Here is a 15965-nt window from a genome sequence, read left to right on the forward strand (position 1 = left end):
CCGCCATTGTATTGCGCACATAAGTCATGTTTGTATGAACACATGGAACGTTTGCAATCCATCATGAACGCCTTGCGCGCGCAGGACAGCGTCTCGGTCGCCGAACTGGCCGCCGAACACGGCGTGTCGGAGATGACGATCAGGCGTGACCTCGACGAGCTCGCCCAGCAAGGGGTGGTGCGGCGGGTCAGAGGCGGCGCGCTGTCGCTGCTGCTGCGCGGCGAAGAGCCGCCGTTCGGCGTGCGCGAGCGCGAGGCCATGGAGGCCAAGAGGCGCATCGGCGCCGAGGCGGCCGCCCTGATCGCCGACGGCGAGGCCGTGGTGCTGGACGGCGGCACGACAGCGCTGGACGTGGCCCGCGCCCTGGCCGATCGCCGGCTGACCGTGCTGCCGCTGGCCCTGCAGGCGGTCTCGCTGCTGGCTGCCGCGCCCCGGGTGCGGCTGGTGCTGCCCGGCGGCGAGGTACGCAAGGGCGAGCTGAACGTCATGGGACCGCTGACCGAGAGCTCCATCAAGGCGCTGCGGTTCGACACGGCGGTGATCGGCTGCTGCGGGCTGTCGGCCGAGCACGGCCTGACGGCGCACGATCTGCCCGAGGTCGCGGTCAAGCAGGCGGCCATCGCCGCGGCCAGGCGGGTGATCGTGGTGTGCGACTCCGGCAAGTTCTCGCGTACGGCGTTCGGCGCGGTGTGCCCCATCTCGCGGCTGGACGTGGTGGTGACCGACTCCGGCATCCCCCGGGAGCAACGGGACGCTCTGGTGGCGGCGGGCGTGGCGGTCAGGGAGGTCGCCGCCGCCGGGGAGACCGGGTGAGACGTCCGCAGGACGGCCGGATGAGCCGCTTCAGCGGCGGCCCGATGGGGCGCGAGCGCACGGCTGTCTACCTGCTGTTCTTCCTGGCGGGCGCCGCCGTCGGCACGTGGACCGCCCGCATCCCCGCCATCAAGGAACGCCTCGGCCTCGGCGAAGGCCAGTTCAGTCTCGCCCTGCTGGCCATCGCCGCGGGCGCGATGATCGGCATGACGGCGGTGGGCCGCCTGGTGGACCGCCACGGCAGCCACCGCGTCATGATCCCCGCGGCCCTGGTGCAGGGCCTGGTCCTGGTCCCGTCCGCATACGCGCCGGACCTCGCCGTGCTGGCTGGGACGCTGCTGCTGTTCGGGATCGCGCACGGGGTGCTGGACGTGTCCATGAACGCCAACGCCGTCGAGGTCGAGCGTGCCTGCGGGCGGCCGGTCATGTCGTCCTTCCACGCCGTCTTCAGCATCGGCGGGTTCGCCGGCGCCACCACCGGCGGCCTGTTCGCGCACCTGGCGCTGACGCCCGCGGCCACGTTCTGGACACTGGGGCTGGTCATCGCGGCGCTCGCGTGGTGGGCCGCGAGGTGGGCGCTGCGGCCGGTCCCCTCTGGTGCGTCGGCCTCGGCGGGCGGGAGCGGGCTACCCAAGGGGACCCTGTTCCTGGGCGTGCTGGCGTTCTGCTGCCTGGTCGGCGAGGGGGCGGCGGCCGACTGGAGCTCCGTCTACCTGCGTGAGGACCTGGGCGCCTCGCCGGGGTTCGCCGCCGCCGGGTACGCCGCGTTCTCCCTCATGATGACCGCGGGCCGGCTGATGGGCGACCGGCTGGCGGCCAGATTCGGGCCGGTGCCGCTGGTGCGCTGCTGCGGGCTGCTCGCCGCCATCGGGCTCGGGCTGGCGCTGCTCGGCGGTCATCCACTGGCGGGTGTGGCCGGGTTCGGCTGCTTCGGGGCGGGACTGTCGTGCATCGTGCCACAGGTGTTCTCGGCCGCGGGGCACCGCGATCCGGCCTTCGCCGGACGGGCGCTGGCGCGGGTGGCCTCCATCGGCTACCTGGGGTTCCTGTCAGGGCCCGTGCTCATCGGCGCGGCCGGCGAGGTGGCCGGTCTGCCGCGGGCGCTGGCCGTGCCGGCGCTGCTGGCCGCGTTCGTTGCCCTGACCGCCGCGGCCCTGCGGACCCCTGCGGGCGAGACCGTGCGCTGACCCCGTCAAGGGACCACCCGAAGGCACCCACTGACCCGGCCGTCCTCTGCCGCTTCGAGCACGGCATCGTCACAGGCGCATGACACGCCTATCCAGCCGGGCATCCCACGTTTACCCTGTGTCCGTGCGAATGCGGCGTACGGAGACGGCATGAGCGGGCGATCACGGATCGGCCTCGCCGAGACCCTCGGGCAACTGCGGGCGGAGTTGGCCGAAGCGCAGGCGAAAGGGGCGGACGAGCGCCTGCGTTTCGAGATAGCCGAAGCCGAAGTGGAGTTCCAGGTGGCGGTGTCCCGCGAGGCCACGCCCGGAGGGAAGATCAAGTTCGAGGTGGTCGCGGTCGGCGGGGTGGAGCTGGGCGCGGACGGCAAGCTCGCCAAGGAGACCACCCACCGGATCACCCTGAAACTCGCCGTCAAGGACGGTGAGACCGGCCGCAACGCGGAGGTGGCGGACGCGGCTCCCCGCGGCTGGGGCGACTGATGGACCGGCGGTGCCTCGCCGACATCCGCGCGGGGACCGCCGAGGAGGTCACGCGCTCCGGCTCCGGCTACCGGATCGGACCGCGGCTGATCCTGACCGCACGGCACACCGTCGTGGCCGACGGCGTGGCGCTTCCAAAGATCGTGGTGTCCCTGGGGCACCCGCGAGATCAGCCGCCGACCCGCCACGACGCCACCCTGCTGGACTGGCGCGCCCCGGACGACGCCGACGTGGCGCTGCTGCTCATCGACGGGCCCGCCGGGCCCGCGAGCCCGGTCCGCTGGGGCCGGATGACCGGATTCGACCCGGTGGACTACACCGGATGGGGGTTCCCGCAGTTCGCCGGGTACGGAACGGACGACCGGCACGTGGAACAGCTCTCCGGTGTGATCAACCCCGATTCGATCGGAGCGAAGGGCGGCTTCCCCGTCGACCAGCGCGCCTTCCCCGACACCCCCGGACATCCCTGGCGCGGCGTCTCGGGGGCCGCGGTGTTCGGCGCGTCCGCCGGGCTACTCATCGGCGTGGTCGTCTACGACGACACCGCCTTCGCCAACCGCCGCCTGCACATGATCCCGGTGACGGCGTTCTTCCGTGACCCGGAGTTCGGGCGGCTGCTCCAGACCGAGACCGGTCTGCGCCCAGCGCTCGAATCGGTCGAGTTGCACGGCCTGTTACGCGGCGAGCCGATCGAGCCCCGCGCAGGCACCCCAGGCTCACTGCTGGCCGCCGACCGCGAGACGGTGCCGTTCCACGGCCGGGGAGAGCTGCTCGACGAGCTCGCCAGCTGGCGCGACGACGACCGGCCGTTCTCCCTCAAACTGATCACCGGGGAGGGCGGGCAGGGCAAGACCAGGCTCGCCGGCGAGCTGCTGAGGCGCACCCCCGCCCACTGGATCACCGGGTTCCTCGGCTCCTCCGACGACGACGCGACACGCGTCCTGACCCGCAGCAACCATCCGGCGCTCATCGTGGCCGACTACGCCGAGGCCACCGCGCACCGCGTCGCCTCCCTGCTCGGCACGCTGCTCCAGACCCCGCCCAGGCGTAACGTCCGGCTCCTCCTGCTGGCCCGCACGGATGGCGCCTGGTGGGACAGCCTGCGCGGCCAGCTCGAACGCGAGGCTCCGCACGCGCTGACGCCCGCCGTACGGCTGACGCAACTGGCCGGGGATCGCGAGGAACGGCACGCCGAGTTCGACCGGGCGGCGGCGGCCTTCGCGACCCACCTCCTCCGCCTGCCCGGCCTGCCGCAAGCCGACTGGCCCGCCCTCGCCGACCGGGTCCGCGCCGCCCCGCCCGACCTGGCCGCGGAGACATTCGGCAACGCCCTCACCGTGCATATGGCGGCAATGAACGCCCTGCTCCGCGCGGCCTCGCAGGGGGCGCCCGCTGCCGATCCCGAGCACGAACTGGCCCACCACGAGCGTGCCTACCTGTACCGGCTCGCCGCGAGACGCAACCTGCTCCGGCCGGGGATCCTGTCCGCCCGTCTCGACGACGACGAACGCCGAGCCGAGTCACTGCGCGCGCTGGACCGGGCCGTCGCCGGGATCATCCTGATCGGCCAGTCCGGATGCGACCCCGGCCGGGCATCGTCCGTCGCCGCCCTGGCGAGCGAGCCGTACGCGGAGGAGGTGGTGCGCTGGCTGGCCGCCCTCTACCCGCCCTCCGAGCAGGACCGGAGCGATGGCAAGGTGCTCGGGCCGGTCCAGCCCGACCGCCTGGCCGAACGCCTCCTCGGTCAAATCCTCGCCGAGTCGCAGGACGAGCTGCTCACCCGGATCGCCGCCCTGGCCGAGGACGGCGAGAGCGCCGCAGACGTGCTGCACGTGCTCGCCCGCACGGCCGAGCGCCCGCTCTTCCGCCCGGCGACCGACGCCCGCATCGAGCAGTTGATCATGGACCTCCCGGCGCCCTACGCAGAGGAGGCGCAGCTTGTCGCCCTCTACGTCGACCGCCCCGACCCTCTGCTCGGCGGGCTGGCCAGGCTCGGCGACAGGGATCCCGCCGAGCTCAAGCGCCGGCTGTGGGCGGTCGCCAATATCTTCCCGACAGGCGCGGTCAGCATGCTGTGGGGCGGCCTCTACCTCGCGGAGCTGCAGAGCCTCCTCTTCGGCGAGCTGGCCGAGACGGACCGGGACACCTATCTCGCCGACCTGGCCCGCTCGCTCATCAATCATGGCTCCCGGCTCGGCAACACCGGCCAGCACGCCGAAGCGCTCGCCGTCAGCGAGCAGGCCGTCCGGCACTGCCGCGAGCTGGTGGCGCTGGACCACTCCGCCTATCTCCACGACCTGAGCGTCGCACTCCTCAACCACGCCAGCCACCTGTCGAACAACGGCCGCAGGGCCGAAGCGCTCACGGTCAGCGAGGAGGCAGTGCGGCTCCGCCGGGAGCTGGCCGGCCGCGGACTCGACAGCGACCTCTTCGACCTGACCTTCGCGCTGAGCAATCACACGGCCTACCTGGCGGAGGTCGGGCGTTTCACCGAGGCCCTTCCTCTCGCCGAGGAGGCCCTCCGGCTCCGGCGGGAGCTGACCGAGCGCGACCGCGACCGGTACCTCCCCGAGCTGGCCTCGCTGCTCAGCGAGCACTCCATCACCTTGACGGGCATCGGCCGCTTCGCCGAAGCCGGCTCCGCCAGCGCGGAGGCCGTCCGGGTCTACCGCGAGCTGGTCCCCGCCGACGAGGACGTCTTCCTGCCCAGCCTCGCGAGGGCGTTGAACCACCACGCCATCGCCCTCATGGGGGCCGGCCGGTCCGGCGAGGCTTTTTCCGACCTCGACGAGGCCACCCGCCACTTCCGCCATCTGGCCGAGCTCAACCGCTCCGTCTTCCTCGACGAGCTGGCCATGACACTGAGCAATCACGCCAGCTGCCTCGCGGAGACCGATCGCCCCCACGAGGCCATCACCGTCGGCGAGGAGGTCATCCTCATCTACGGCGAGCTGGTCGAGCTCCACCGGGAGGGTTATCTCCACCGCCTGGCCAAGGTGTTGATGAACCAGGCCGACTCGCTGATGGCGGCCGGACGGACGGAGGAGTCGGTGGCGGTCGGCCGGCAGGCCGTCGGCCATCTCCGCGAGATGACCGCGATCGACCGCGACGGGTTCCTCACCGACCTGGCCGGCTCGCTGGCCAGGCAGGCCGGCCACGAGGCCGAGGCCGGCCGTCCCGGGGAGGCGGCGGCCAGCGCCGAGGAGGCGATCCGCCTGTTCAGGGAGCTGGTCGAGGTGGACCGCGAAGCCTTCCTCGCCGATCTCGTCCTGGCGCTCGCGTTCTACCTCGACGATCTGGCCAAGCCGGAGGAGCGACTCGCGATCAGCGAAGAGCTCGTCCGGCACCGCCGGGATCTGGCCGACCGCGACCGTGATCGCTACCTTCCCGACCTGGCCATCTCGCTCGGCAACCTCGCGATCGCCCTCGCCGGCGCCGGACGGTACGCCGAGGCCGTCCCCCAGGGCGAAGAGGCGGTCCGGCTCTGGCAGGAGCTCGTGGATCAGGACCGGGACGCGAACCTCCCTGACCTGGCCATTTCCCTCGGCAACCTCGCGTCCAGCTACTCCAGGACCGACAGCCATGCCCAGGCCGTCGCCGCCGGTGAGCAGGTCGTGCGGATCCAGCGCGAGCTGGCCGTACCGGCGGACCTCGCCAGGTCCCTGCGCAGACTCGCCACCCTCCTGACGAAGGCTGACCACCATGAAGAGGCCATCGAACGGCTCCGCGAGCTGACCGAGCTGGACCGCGCCACCGGCCTGCCCCACCTGGCCCGCGCCCTGACCGACCACGCGACCCGGCTCACCGACGGCGGCCGTCCCGCCGACGCCCTCGCTGTGAGCGAGGAAGCGGTGCGACTCTGCCGCGAGATGGCGCAGCCCCCTGACCTGGCCATCGCGCTGAACAACCACGGGAACCGGCTCGCCGACGTCAGTCGCTTCGCCGAGGCCGTCTCGGCCGGCGCGGAGGCCGTGCGGCTCCGGCGTGAGATGGCCGAGCCCGACCGGGTCGCCTACCTGGCCGAGCTGGCGTCGGCGCTCAACAACCAGGCCGGCCACCTGGCGGGGGCGGATCGTCCCGGCGACGTCCCCGCGGTCAGCGAGGAGGTCGTCCGCTGTTACCGGGAGCTGGCCGAGCTCGACCCCGGCACGTACCTTCCCCACCTGGCCACCTCGCTCAGCAACCACGCCAACTCGCTGGCGGAGGCGGGCCGCCTTCTCGAGGGCGTCGCCGCGGGCGAGGAGGCCGTACGCCTCCACCGCGGGCTGGCCGGCAACGATCGCACCCGCCATCTCCGCGACCTTGCCATGGCCCTCAACGACCTCGCTCTGCGTCTGGCCGACACCGGCAGGATCGCCGAGGCGCTGTCCGCCGATGAGGAGGCCGTCCGGCTCCACCGCGAGCTGGCGGGGCTCGACCTGGACGCCTCGCTGCCATTTCTGGCTGGCTCGCTGTTCAACTTCGCGGTCCACCTGGCACAGGCGGGCCGCCCGGACGAGGCCCTGCCCGTCGGCGAGGAGTCCGCACGGCTCTACGAAGCGCTGATGGAGGTCGATCCTGACGCGCACGTCTTCGAGTATGCGCAAAGCCTCGGAGCGTACGGATCCGTGCTGGTCATGGCCGGGCACCATCGAGAGGCGGTCATGCCGCTGGTGGCCGCGTTCGGCGTGGGCCAGCAGCTGCCCGACGCCGACCAGGCTCTGTTTCCGGCCCTCATCAACGATCTGACGGTGGCCTACCGGGGCGATCCCGAAGGGGTGGTCGCCGAGTACGAGGCAATCACCGGTGAGGCGTTCCCGAGCTGGATCAGATGATCGCGCGATCATCGGCCCCCCTCGCCGTTGTCAGCCGAACTGCTGCCAGCCCAGCCTGACCACCATCGCCGCCACGACGCACAACAGCACGATCCGTACGAAGGCGGCGCCCCGCTTGAGCGCCATCCGCGCGCCGACCTGAGCGCCGGCCACGTTGCACACCGCCATCCCGAGGCCCAGCGCCCACTGCACGTGCCCCTGCAGCCCGAACACCACCAGCGCGCCGACGTTCGTCCCAATGTTGATGATCTTGGCGGAGGCCGACGCCGAGACGAAGTCGAGCCCGAGGATGGTGGTGAAGGCGATGATCAGGAACGTTCCCGTGCCCGGCCCCATGATGCCGTCATAGAAGGCGATCCCCACGCCGGCCGCCACCACGGCGACCGCCACCCTGGCGTTGGTACGCAGGTGCGGCTGCGGCACCGCCCCGAAGGACGGGCGCAACGTCACGAACGCCGCCACCGCCAGCAGCACCACCATGACGGCGGGCCGCAGCACCTCGGCCGAGATCGCCGCCGCGGCCCACGCCCCCAGGCCGGCGCTCAGCACGGCCATTCCCGCGCCGGGGATCGCCACCTGGCGGTCGAGCTTGGTGGAGCGAGCGTAGGCGACGGCGGCCGACGTGGTGCCGAAGACGGACGACAGCTTGTTGGTGGCCATCGCCTCGACGGGGGGCATCCCCGTGATCATGATGGCGGGCAGCTGCAACAGCCCGCCGCCGCCCACGACGGCATCGACCCACCCGGCGCCCGCCGCTGCGACCAGCAACACCAGGACCTGCTCCAGCGGCACGCCACTCCCCCGATTCCCCCAAGAAACCTCAAGAGTGTACAAGTGCCACATTCGCCGCTATTTCCCGCCCTCGACGGGGCCGATCAGCCTTCCATGGCCAGGGCCCGGAGCAGACCCGCGGTCAAGGCGGCACGTTCGATCATGCCCTCCACGCTGATGTGCTCATGCCGCGCATGCGCCCCGGCGCCGACGGCGCCCAGGCCGTCGAGGACGGGCAGTCCCAGCGCGGCGGTGAAGTTGCCGTCGCTGGCCCCGCCGACCGCGCATTCCCGCAGATCCAGGCCCATGTCCACAGCCACCGCACGAGCCAGGGAGAACAGGCGAGCCGTGCCCGGCCCGCGCTCCATGACAGGACGGTTCCATCCTCCGCGCACCTCGATGGACGCCCTGGCATCATGCGGCCGCAGGCCGGCGAGGGCGGCGTCCACCCGCTCGGCCTCGGCCCGGCTGGCGACACGCACGTCCACCTCGGCGCGCGCCGCGCCGGCGACCACGTTGGAGCCGGTGCCGCCCGAGACGACGCCCACATTGACGGTGGTGCCCGCCCCCGGGCCGGCCAGGTCGTGCAGCCGCAGCACGGCCCTGGCCAGCTCGTCGATCGCACTGGCGCCCTTGGCAGGCTCGAGCCCGGCGTGCGCCTCCACGCCGGTGAAGGTCAGATGGAAGATGCCCACCCCCTTACGCGCCGTCTTCAACGCCCCCTCCGCGCTGGCCTCGAACACCAGCACGGCGGCCACATCCCGAGCCGCCTCCTCGATCAACGGCCGTGAGGCAGGGCTGCCGATCTCCTCATCGCCGTTGAGCAGCAGCCGCAGCGGCGGGCGCGGCAGCCCCGCGGCCTCCAGCGCACCGCCCACACGAGCTGGACCAGGCCCGCCTTCATGTCGAAGACGCCGGGCCCGGTGGCCCGGTCTCCGTCGAGGGTGAACGGCCAGGAGCGCAGCGTCCCCACCGGCCAGACCGTGTCGTAGTGGGCCAGCAGCAGGACCGGGGCGCCGCCCCGGCCCGGGTAGTCGTTGATGCGGACGTCCCCGTAGACGCCGCCGTCACCGCGGCCGCCGACGTCGCCGAGCACACCGCCGTCGATCCGCCGGGTGGCCGTCGGCGGGCCGAGCCGGGCCTCCAGGTAGCCATCGAGCCAGTCCAGGGCCGCATCCAGCAGCGCCTTGTCGTTGCTGGGCGTCTCGAGCGACACGTACGCGGCCAGATCGGCGAGCATCTCGGCACGGCACCCGCCGATCCAGGCGCGCAGTTCCCCGGCCTCTACCTCGTGCTCCACGGTCATCAGACGACCTCCAGGTCGGCGAGGCGAGGCTCGCCCATCGGTCCGCGCCCGGCCTGGACGTCGGCCCGGGCGGCACGACGGCAGCGCGCCGGCCCCGGCGGCCTCGGCCTCGGCGAAGACGGGCGCGGTGGGGGGTGGAATCGGACGGGAGGGCGGCGGACGACGATGTCGCGCCAGATGACGCCGGAATCCTTCGGCAGGGTACGCAGCCACGCCGCCGGACGATCCGTCGCCCCCTGTCATACCCGCTCCGGGCCCCCGACTAGACCCGAGCAGACCCACGACCCACGGCCGCACAACCGGGCACGGCCTGGCCACGCCTTCCGCACCTGCCGAGCGACCGATCCGAGCCACCGATCCCGAGCCACCGGCGCCACGCCCATGCGAGCCGCTCATCATGCCACCGGCACCACGCACGGTGCCCGCCGCGATCCGAGCGGCGTACGCGCCGCACCGTGGCGTACGCGCCGCACCGTGGCGAAGGCGCCGCACCGTGGCGAAGGCGGCGCGCCCGGAGCACGGGCGCGCCGCCTTCGGCGGGAACGAGGTCAGTGAGCCGGAGCCAGCGTGCGCTTCCTCGAGGCGTAGATGTCGTCCACCAGCCCGTAGGACCGCGCCTGCTCAGCGGTGAAAATGCGATCCCGCTCGATGTCCTTCCTGATCTCCAACGGCGACCGCCCCGTGTGCCGGGACAAGATCTCCTCCTGCTGGTCACGCATCCGCAGGATCTCCCTGGCGTGGATCTCCAGGTCGCTGCCCTGCCCGCGCCCGCCCTCGGTCGCCGGCTCGTGCAACAGCACCCGGGCGTGCGGGAGCGCGGCCCGCTTGCCCTGCGTGCCCGCCGCGAGCAGCACGGCGGCCGCCGAGGCCGCCTCGCCGATGCAGACCGTGTGGATCTCCGGCCGGACGAACTGCATCGTGTCGTAAATGGCGGTCATCGAGGTGAACGACCCGCCCGGCGAGTTGATGTAGAGGTTGATGTCCTGGTCGGGATCGATCGACTCCAGTGTCAGCAGCTGCGCCATCACGTCGTTGGCCACAGTGTCGTCGATCGGCGCGCCCAGGAAGATCACCCGGTCCTCGAACAGCTTGTTGTACGGGTTCATCTCCTTGATCCCGTACGACGTCCGCTCCGTGAACGACGGAAGCACGTAACGCCCGCTCATCTCAGTTCATCCCCTCGGCGATGTGATCGACGATTCCGTAGTCCAGGGCCTCCTGGGCGGTGAACCAGCGGTCGCGGTCGGAGTCGGCCTGGATCCGCTCCAGCGGCTGGCCCGTGTGGCGGGCGATGATCTCGGCCATCCGCCGCTTAGTGTAGATCATGTTGTCGGCCTGGATCTGGATGTCGCTGGCCGAGCCGCCGATGCCGCCCAGCGGCTGGTGCATGACGACGCGGGAGTTGGGCAACGCGTAACGCTTGCCCTTCGCGCCCGCTGTCAGCAGCAGCTGTCCCATGGACGCGGCGAACCCCATCGCCACCGTCGCCACGTCACACGGAATGAACTGCATCATGTCGTAGAGCGCCATCCCGGCGGTCACCGAGCCGCCGGGGGAATTGATGTAAAGGGTTATGTCCCGTTTAGGGTCCTCGGCCGCCAGCAATAGGAGCTCCCCGCAGAGCCGGTTGCATATCTCGTCGTCGACCTCCTGGCCGAGGACGACGATGCGTTCCTTCAGCAGACGCTGGCTGAGCTGGTCAGGCCAGGCGGCGCGCTGGGTCTCCGTCATGACGGTCGCCTTTCTGTGCGGGTATTTCTGTGAAAGACGCTAGACCGGGACGCGATGAATGAAGGAATCTTTTCGCTGGCGGCGCATTTCTCTAACGGCGCATTCCACCGAGAGCGAATTTCTCTCGACACGCAATCGCGGATGTGCCGGGACGGTCAGCGGATGCCGCCGCGGCGCATGAGTTCCGCCGCCGGCAGCAGAGTGGCCTCGGCGGCGGTCAGGCCGGTGGCGGCCAGCGCGCGGTCGACGAGCCGCAGCCCCACCGCGTACCCCGCCATGTCGGGAATGCCGCGAGGCTCCTGCCCGAAGTTCCGCACAGCGGTGTCTCCCAGCACGTACGCCGCCGTGTGCCGCATCCCCTCCAGGTCGAAGTCCGCCATGATCAGCTCGAACGCCCGGTCGAACGCCTCCCCCGTCACCATCGACGACCACGGTCCCATGGCCTCGGGCCCCGACAGCTCCCGCACGAACGCCTCGGCCAGCCCTTCGGCCACCACGTGCTCGCCCACGGTCACCGTGGCCGGGTTCCACTCGACGTTGGTGAAGCGCACGTTGTGGTGGAACTCGTGCACCGCGCAGTGCGCGATCCTGCCGATCACCTCCTCCGACGGCCAGGCCAGCAGATACAGCCATCCGGGCGAGCCGCCCATGCCGTAGTAGCCGCCGGTGATCTTCATCAGGTGCTCGTCGTCGGGATTGCCCAGTACGAACATGACCTGCAGCGAGTCCGCCTGCTTGGCCTCGCGGAGCGCTTCGGAGGCGCGTTCCAGCTCGCGCCGCACCTGACCGAGCACGTCGGCCTCGATCATGCGCCGGACGGCGGGCAGGTAGCGTGGATCGTCGGCGTCGGCCCGGAAGCCGCCGCCCTGGTGGTGGATGTCGACGATGTCGCCGGGCACGGGGATCGCCGAACGCATGGGCGTCAGCATCTCCCGCAGCGCCTCGGGCCGGTCCTCCAGCGGCTTCTCGAGCAGGCCGGCCATCACCGTGAGCGTGTCGTGAACGATGAATTCCATGCGCCGGACGCTAAAGCCTCACGCCACGTGAGGCTCAAGCGCATTTCACGCCGGTCCCATCGCCCGGGTGCATTCAACGCCGCCCATCGCCTTAAGTAACAATAGTGTCACCCAATGGCGCCATACATGACTACAGCGGCGACTCCTCGCCGGGCTCGTCCCCGGGTGTGCGACCGGGCGTGGCCTGCCCGCTCTCGGTCGGCGAGGGCGACGGAGACGGCGAGGGCCGCGGCTCCGGCGTCTCCGGGGTCGGCGGCGGCGTCGGTACGAACACCGTCGGCGGCAGCTGCCTGGGCTGCGGCTCGCTGTCGCGCCTGCCGAACAGCAGCAGCAACAAGATGGCCGTGACCAGCAGCAACAGCAGCGCCAGCGCCAGCGCGGCCATCAGCACCCGCCGGCGCGTCTCGGTCAGCGGCCGGCGCTGCCTGGTCGGCCCCGGCAAGGCGGGCGCGCGGTCGGTCAGCCAGTACGGGACGAAGTCCGGGCCGTGCGCCTGCCCGATCAGCGTGCCGCCCACCATGACCGGCTCCAGGAACCGCTCGGCCCCGGGCTGGCCGGGCGTGTACGGCACCGCCACCCACGGCGCGCGCCCCTGGTCGCTGTCCAGCACCGCGGGCATGCCGTCCAGCACCGCGCCCCGCTGCCGGGAGCCGCGGGCCAGCCAGCTGCGCACGCCGGACCGCCCGCCGGCCGCCTCCCTGATCCCGGTCACGAACCGCTCACGCGCCGCGGCGTCGAACGCGGCCCCCCGGGTCAGCACGGCCAGCGACACCGCGCGGCCGTCGGGCCCCTGGCCCAGGTACACGAAACCGGCGGGCGCCTGATGCAGGCGCGCCTGGACCACGTACCGCCCCAGCCGGGGCGGATCGCCGTACTGCAGCGGACTTGCCACGTTTGCCATGAAAGCACAGACGTGGCGTCGTGCACGTTTGCGGCGTGTTTGGTGGAATGAGGTCATGAGCGTCGCCGAAGAGTTGCCAGGCAGAGGAGACGCGGCACTGCTGCGTCAAAGTCTCGACGAGGTCCGGCGAGTCATCGTCGGCCAGGACCACATGGTCGAAAGGCTCATCGTGGCCCTGCTGGCGCGCGGGCACTGCCTGCTCGAAGGCGTCCCAGGCGTCGCCAAGACCCTTGCCGCCTCCACCCTGGCCACCGTCGTGGGCGGCACGTTCGCCCGGATCCAGTTCACCCCCGACCTCGTGCCGAGCGACATCATCGGCACCCGCGTCTACCACCCCTCCAACGAGAAGTTCGACGTCGAGCTCGGCCCCGTGTTCGTCAATTTCCTGCTCGCCGACGAGATCAACCGCGCTCCCGCCAAGGTCCAGTCCGCGCTGCTGGAGGTCATGGCCGAGCGCCAGGTCACCCTGGCGGGCGTCACCCACCCGCTGCCCAAGCCGTTCATCGTGCTGGCCACCCAGAACCCCATCGAGTCCGAGGGCGTCTATCCGCTGCCGGAGGTGCAGCGCGACCGGTTCCTGTTCCGGGTCCGCGTCCCGCACCCCAGCGCCCACGAGGAGCTGGAGATCCTGCACCGCATGAGCGTCACCCCGCCCGTGCCCGAACGCGTCCTGGACCCCGACAAGCTGCTGGCCCTGCAGGAGGCGGCCGAGCAGGTCTCGGTCCACCAGCTCGTCGCCGACTACGTCGTCCGGCTCGTCATGTCCACCCGCGCCCCCGCCGAGTACGGCCTGGCCGACCTGGCGGAGACCATCGAGATCGGCGTCAGCCCCCGCGCCACGCTGGGCCTGGTCGCCGCCGGGCGGGCCCTGGCCCTGCTGCGCGGCCGCGACTACCTGCTGCCCGACGACGTGCGCGACGTGGCCGTGGACGTCATGGGCCACCGGCTCATGCTCACCTTCGACGCCCTGGCCGACGGCGTGGACCCGGAGCAGGTCGTCAAGCAGATCCTGCACGCCGTACCCCCGCCTCTCGTGGTCTGGAACCAGAACCGTTGAGCCCGGGCACAGCTGAGCAAGCGCTCCGGCGGCTGGAGCTGACCGTCACCCGCCGGCTGGACGGGTTGCTGCACGGCGCGCACCAGGGACTGCTGCCCGGCACCGGCAGCGAGGCCGGTGACAGCCGCGTGTACGTGCCCGGCGAGGACGACGTGCGCCGCATGGACTGGAACGTCACCGCCCGCACCACCGTCCCCCACGTCCGCGACCTCATCGCTGACCGCGAGCTGGAGACCTGGGCCCTGGCCGACCTGTCGCCCAGCATGGACTTCGGCACCGCCGACACCGACAAGCGCGACCTGGTGATCGCCGCCGTCGGCGCCATCGGGTTCCTGTCCAGCCGCCTGGGCGACCGGTTCGGCGCGCTGGTCCTGCATGATGAGTACATCCACCGCATGCCCGCCCGCACCGGCCGCCCCGCCCTGTACGGGCTGCTCCACTCCCTCATGGACGCCCCCCGCGGCCGCGTCGTCCCGGACGCGCCCGACCTGGCCGAGGGCATCGAGGTGCTGTCGGCCAGCCGCCGGCGCCGCGGCATGCGCCTGGTCGTCTCCGACTTCCTCGACGCCCACCCCGACCTCGACCCCGACGCCGAACGCCCTTGGGAACGCCCCATCCGCCGGCTCGCCGCCCGCCACCAGGTCCTGGCGGTCGAGGTGATCGACCCGCGCGAGCTCGAACTGCCCGATGTGGGGCGGGTCGCGTTCACCGACCCCGAGACCGGGAAGGTACGCGAAGTGCACCTTTCGCCCCAAGTCCGGCAGGCGTACGCCGAAGCGGCCGCACTGCAGCGCGAGGGCACCCGCCTGGCGCTGCGCCGCGCCGGAATCGCCCACCTGGTGCTGCGTACCGACCGGGACTGGGTGTTCGACGTCGCGCAGTTCGTGCTGCGCCAGCGCCGCACGGCTCACCTCGCCCATGCCCACAGGAAGGTGACATGACGTTCCTCGCCCCCTCGTGGCTGTGGCTGTTCCTCCTGGTCGTGCTCCTCGTGGCCGGGTACGTCGCGGCGATGTTCGCCCGCCGCCGCTACACCGTGCGCTTCACCAACCTGGCCCTGCTCAACCTCGTCGCCCCCGCGGGACCCGGCTGGCGCCGCCACGTCGCCCCCGCGTTGTTCCTCGTCATGATGTCGTTCCTGGTCATCGGCGCCGCCAAGCCCGCCGACCAGGTACGCGTCCCCCGCGACCGCGCCACCATCATGATCGCCCTGGACGTGTCGCTGTCCATGGACGCCGACGACGTCCAGCCCAACAGGATCACCGCCGCCAAGGCCGCCGCCCAGGCCTTCGCACGCGAGCTGCCCGACCGCTTCAACGTCGGCCTGGTGTCCTTCGCCCGCTCGGCCAACGTCGTCATCTCCCCCACCACCGACCACCAGGCCGTGGTCGCCGCGATCGGGAACCTCACCACCCGCCCGGGCACCGCGATCGGCGAGGCCGTCTTCAACTCGCTCGACTCACTGCGCTCGTTCGACCAGCAAGCCGCCACCGACCCGCCGCCCGCCGCCATCGTGCTGCTGTCCGACGGCGACAACACCTCCGGCAGGTCCGTCAACGAGGCCATCGAAGCGGCCCAGCAGGCCCGCGTCCCGGTCTCCACGATCGCGTACGGCACCCAGGAGGGCACCGTCAACATCGACGGCCGCCCGGTGAACGTGCCGGTCAACAAGCAGACCCTGCAGTCGCTGTCCGACGGCACCAGCGGCCGCGCCTACGCCGCCGAGTCCGGCAGCGAGCTACGCGAGGTCTACGAGCAGATCGGCACCTCGCTCGGCTACAAGCTGGTCAACCAGGAGATCACCCAGTGGTTCATCGTGGCCGCGATCCTGGCCGGGCTGCTGGTGGCCGGTGCGGCGGTCATGTTCGGCTCGCGCATCCCGTAAC

The 15965-nt window shown here is 71.7% G+C and carries 14 protein-coding genes; 7 read left to right on the top strand and 7 right to left on the bottom strand.

All coding sequences use genetic code 11. The features are described from left to right. Positions 1–42 precede the first annotated feature (42 nt). The 4 genes from Q9G87_RS24580 (at position 43) to Q9G87_RS24595 (ending at position 7297) form a co-directional block, all read left to right on the top strand. Positions 43–813, top strand: a complete 771-nt coding sequence (locus Q9G87_RS24580; RefSeq protein WP_305918801.1) for a DeoR/GlpR family DNA-binding transcription regulator — start codon at positions 43–45, stop codon at positions 811–813. Beyond that, positions 810–2000, top strand: coding sequence for an MFS transporter (locus Q9G87_RS24585; protein WP_305918802.1), 1191 nt, complete (start codon positions 810–812; stop codon positions 1998–2000). The genes Q9G87_RS24580 and Q9G87_RS24585 overlap by 4 nt, the downstream gene beginning before the upstream one ends. Before the next feature lie 150 nt (positions 2001–2150). Next, a complete protein-coding gene (locus Q9G87_RS24590; protein WP_305918803.1) occupies positions 2151–2483 on the top strand; it encodes a trypco2 family protein in 333 nt (110 codons plus the stop codon). Continuing rightward, on the top strand, positions 2483–7297 hold the full coding sequence (locus Q9G87_RS24595) for a tetratricopeptide repeat protein (protein ID WP_305918804.1): 4815 nt from the start codon (positions 2483–2485) through the stop codon (positions 7295–7297). The genes Q9G87_RS24590 and Q9G87_RS24595 overlap by 1 nt, the downstream gene beginning before the upstream one ends. A 30-nt stretch (positions 7298–7327) precedes the next feature. On the opposite strand, the gene Q9G87_RS24600 is transcribed toward Q9G87_RS24595, so the two are convergent. The 7 genes from Q9G87_RS24600 to Q9G87_RS24625 all read right to left on the bottom strand — a co-directional run bounded on the left by Q9G87_RS24600 (position 7328) and on the right by Q9G87_RS24625 (position 13022). Then, the gene (locus Q9G87_RS24600) at positions 7328–8089 is read right to left on the bottom strand and encodes a TSUP family transporter (RefSeq protein ID WP_305918805.1); all 762 of its coding nucleotides are present in this window, start codon (positions 8087–8089) and stop codon (positions 7328–7330) included. An 83-nt stretch (positions 8090–8172) separates the two neighbouring features. Then, a complete protein-coding gene (locus Q9G87_RS24605) occupies positions 8173–8946 on the bottom strand; it encodes a M20/M25/M40 family metallo-hydrolase (protein WP_371825813.1) in 774 nt (257 codons plus the stop codon). Next, complete coding sequence (locus tag Q9G87_RS60770) at positions 8847–9374, bottom strand: M20/M25/M40 family metallo-hydrolase (RefSeq protein ID WP_371825814.1); 528 nt, start codon at positions 9372–9374, stop codon at positions 8847–8849. The genes Q9G87_RS24605 and Q9G87_RS60770 overlap by 100 nt, the downstream gene beginning before the upstream one ends. A gap of 548 nt (positions 9375–9922) precedes the next feature. Next, the gene (locus tag Q9G87_RS24610; RefSeq protein WP_305918806.1) at positions 9923–10540 is read right to left on the bottom strand and encodes an ATP-dependent Clp protease proteolytic subunit; all 618 of its coding nucleotides are present in this window, start codon (positions 10538–10540) and stop codon (positions 9923–9925) included. A gap of 1 nt (position 10541) precedes the next feature. Then, positions 10542–11105, bottom strand: a complete 564-nt coding sequence (locus Q9G87_RS24615; RefSeq protein WP_305918807.1) for a ClpP family protease — start codon at positions 11103–11105, stop codon at positions 10542–10544. A 155-nt stretch (positions 11106–11260) separates the two neighbouring features. Continuing rightward, on the bottom strand, positions 11261–12121 hold the full coding sequence (locus tag Q9G87_RS24620) for a DUF2268 domain-containing protein (RefSeq protein WP_305918808.1): 861 nt from the start codon (positions 12119–12121) through the stop codon (positions 11261–11263). Positions 12122–12251: 130 nt separating this feature from the next. Further along, positions 12252–13022, bottom strand: a complete 771-nt coding sequence (locus Q9G87_RS24625) for a hypothetical protein (RefSeq protein WP_305918809.1) — start codon at positions 13020–13022, stop codon at positions 12252–12254. 55 nt (positions 13023–13077) lie between these two features. On the opposite strand from Q9G87_RS24625, the gene Q9G87_RS24630 reads away from it, so the two are divergent. From Q9G87_RS24630 to Q9G87_RS24640, 3 genes are read left to right on the top strand one after another with little or no spacing between them, the layout of a single operon-like run. Further along, on the top strand, positions 13078–14079 hold the full coding sequence (locus Q9G87_RS24630) for an AAA family ATPase (protein ID WP_305918810.1): 1002 nt from the start codon (positions 13078–13080) through the stop codon (positions 14077–14079). Further along, a complete protein-coding gene (locus Q9G87_RS24635; protein WP_305918811.1) occupies positions 14076–15020 on the top strand; it encodes a DUF58 domain-containing protein in 945 nt (314 codons plus the stop codon). Before Q9G87_RS24630 ends, Q9G87_RS24635 begins: the two co-directional genes overlap by 4 nt. Further along, the gene (locus Q9G87_RS24640) at positions 15017–15964 is read left to right on the top strand and encodes a VWA domain-containing protein (RefSeq protein WP_305918812.1); all 948 of its coding nucleotides are present in this window, start codon (positions 15017–15019) and stop codon (positions 15962–15964) included. Before Q9G87_RS24635 ends, Q9G87_RS24640 begins: the two co-directional genes overlap by 4 nt. The last annotated feature ends 1 nt before the right edge of the window (position 15965 follow it).

Origin of the sequence: Nonomuraea turcica (assembly GCF_030718205.1) — a bacterium.
GTDB lineage: Bacteria > Actinomycetota > Actinomycetes > Streptosporangiales > Streptosporangiaceae > Nonomuraea.

Bases quoted from the DNA above. Each gene is read 5' to 3' on its own strand.
- Q9G87_RS24580 (WP_305918801.1), top strand. From the start codon at position 43: ATGGAACGTTTGCAATCCATCATGAACGCCTTGCGCGCGCAGGACAGC.
- Q9G87_RS24590 (WP_305918803.1), top strand. From the start codon at position 2,151: ATGAGCGGGCGATCACGGATCGGCCTCGCCGAGACCCTCGGGCAACTG.
- Q9G87_RS24595 (WP_305918804.1), top strand. From the start codon at position 2,483: ATGGACCGGCGGTGCCTCGCCGACATCCGCGCGGGGACCGCCGAGGAG.
- Q9G87_RS60770 (WP_371825814.1), bottom strand. From the start codon at position 9,374: ATGACCGTGGAGCACGAGGTAGAGGCCGGGGAACTGCGCGCCTGGATC.
- Q9G87_RS24610 (WP_305918806.1), bottom strand. From the start codon at position 10,540: ATGAGCGGGCGTTACGTGCTTCCGTCGTTCACGGAGCGGACGTCGTAC.
- Q9G87_RS24615 (WP_305918807.1), bottom strand. From the start codon at position 11,105: ATGACGGAGACCCAGCGCGCCGCCTGGCCTGACCAGCTCAGCCAGCGT.
- Q9G87_RS24620 (WP_305918808.1), bottom strand. From the start codon at position 12,121: ATGGAATTCATCGTTCACGACACGCTCACGGTGATGGCCGGCCTGCTC.
- Q9G87_RS24625 (WP_305918809.1), bottom strand. From the start codon at position 13,022: ATGGCAAACGTGGCAAGTCCGCTGCAGTACGGCGATCCGCCCCGGCTG.
- Q9G87_RS24630 (WP_305918810.1), top strand. From the start codon at position 13,078: ATGAGCGTCGCCGAAGAGTTGCCAGGCAGAGGAGACGCGGCACTGCTG.
- Q9G87_RS24640 (WP_305918812.1), top strand. From the start codon at position 15,017: ATGACGTTCCTCGCCCCCTCGTGGCTGTGGCTGTTCCTCCTGGTCGTG.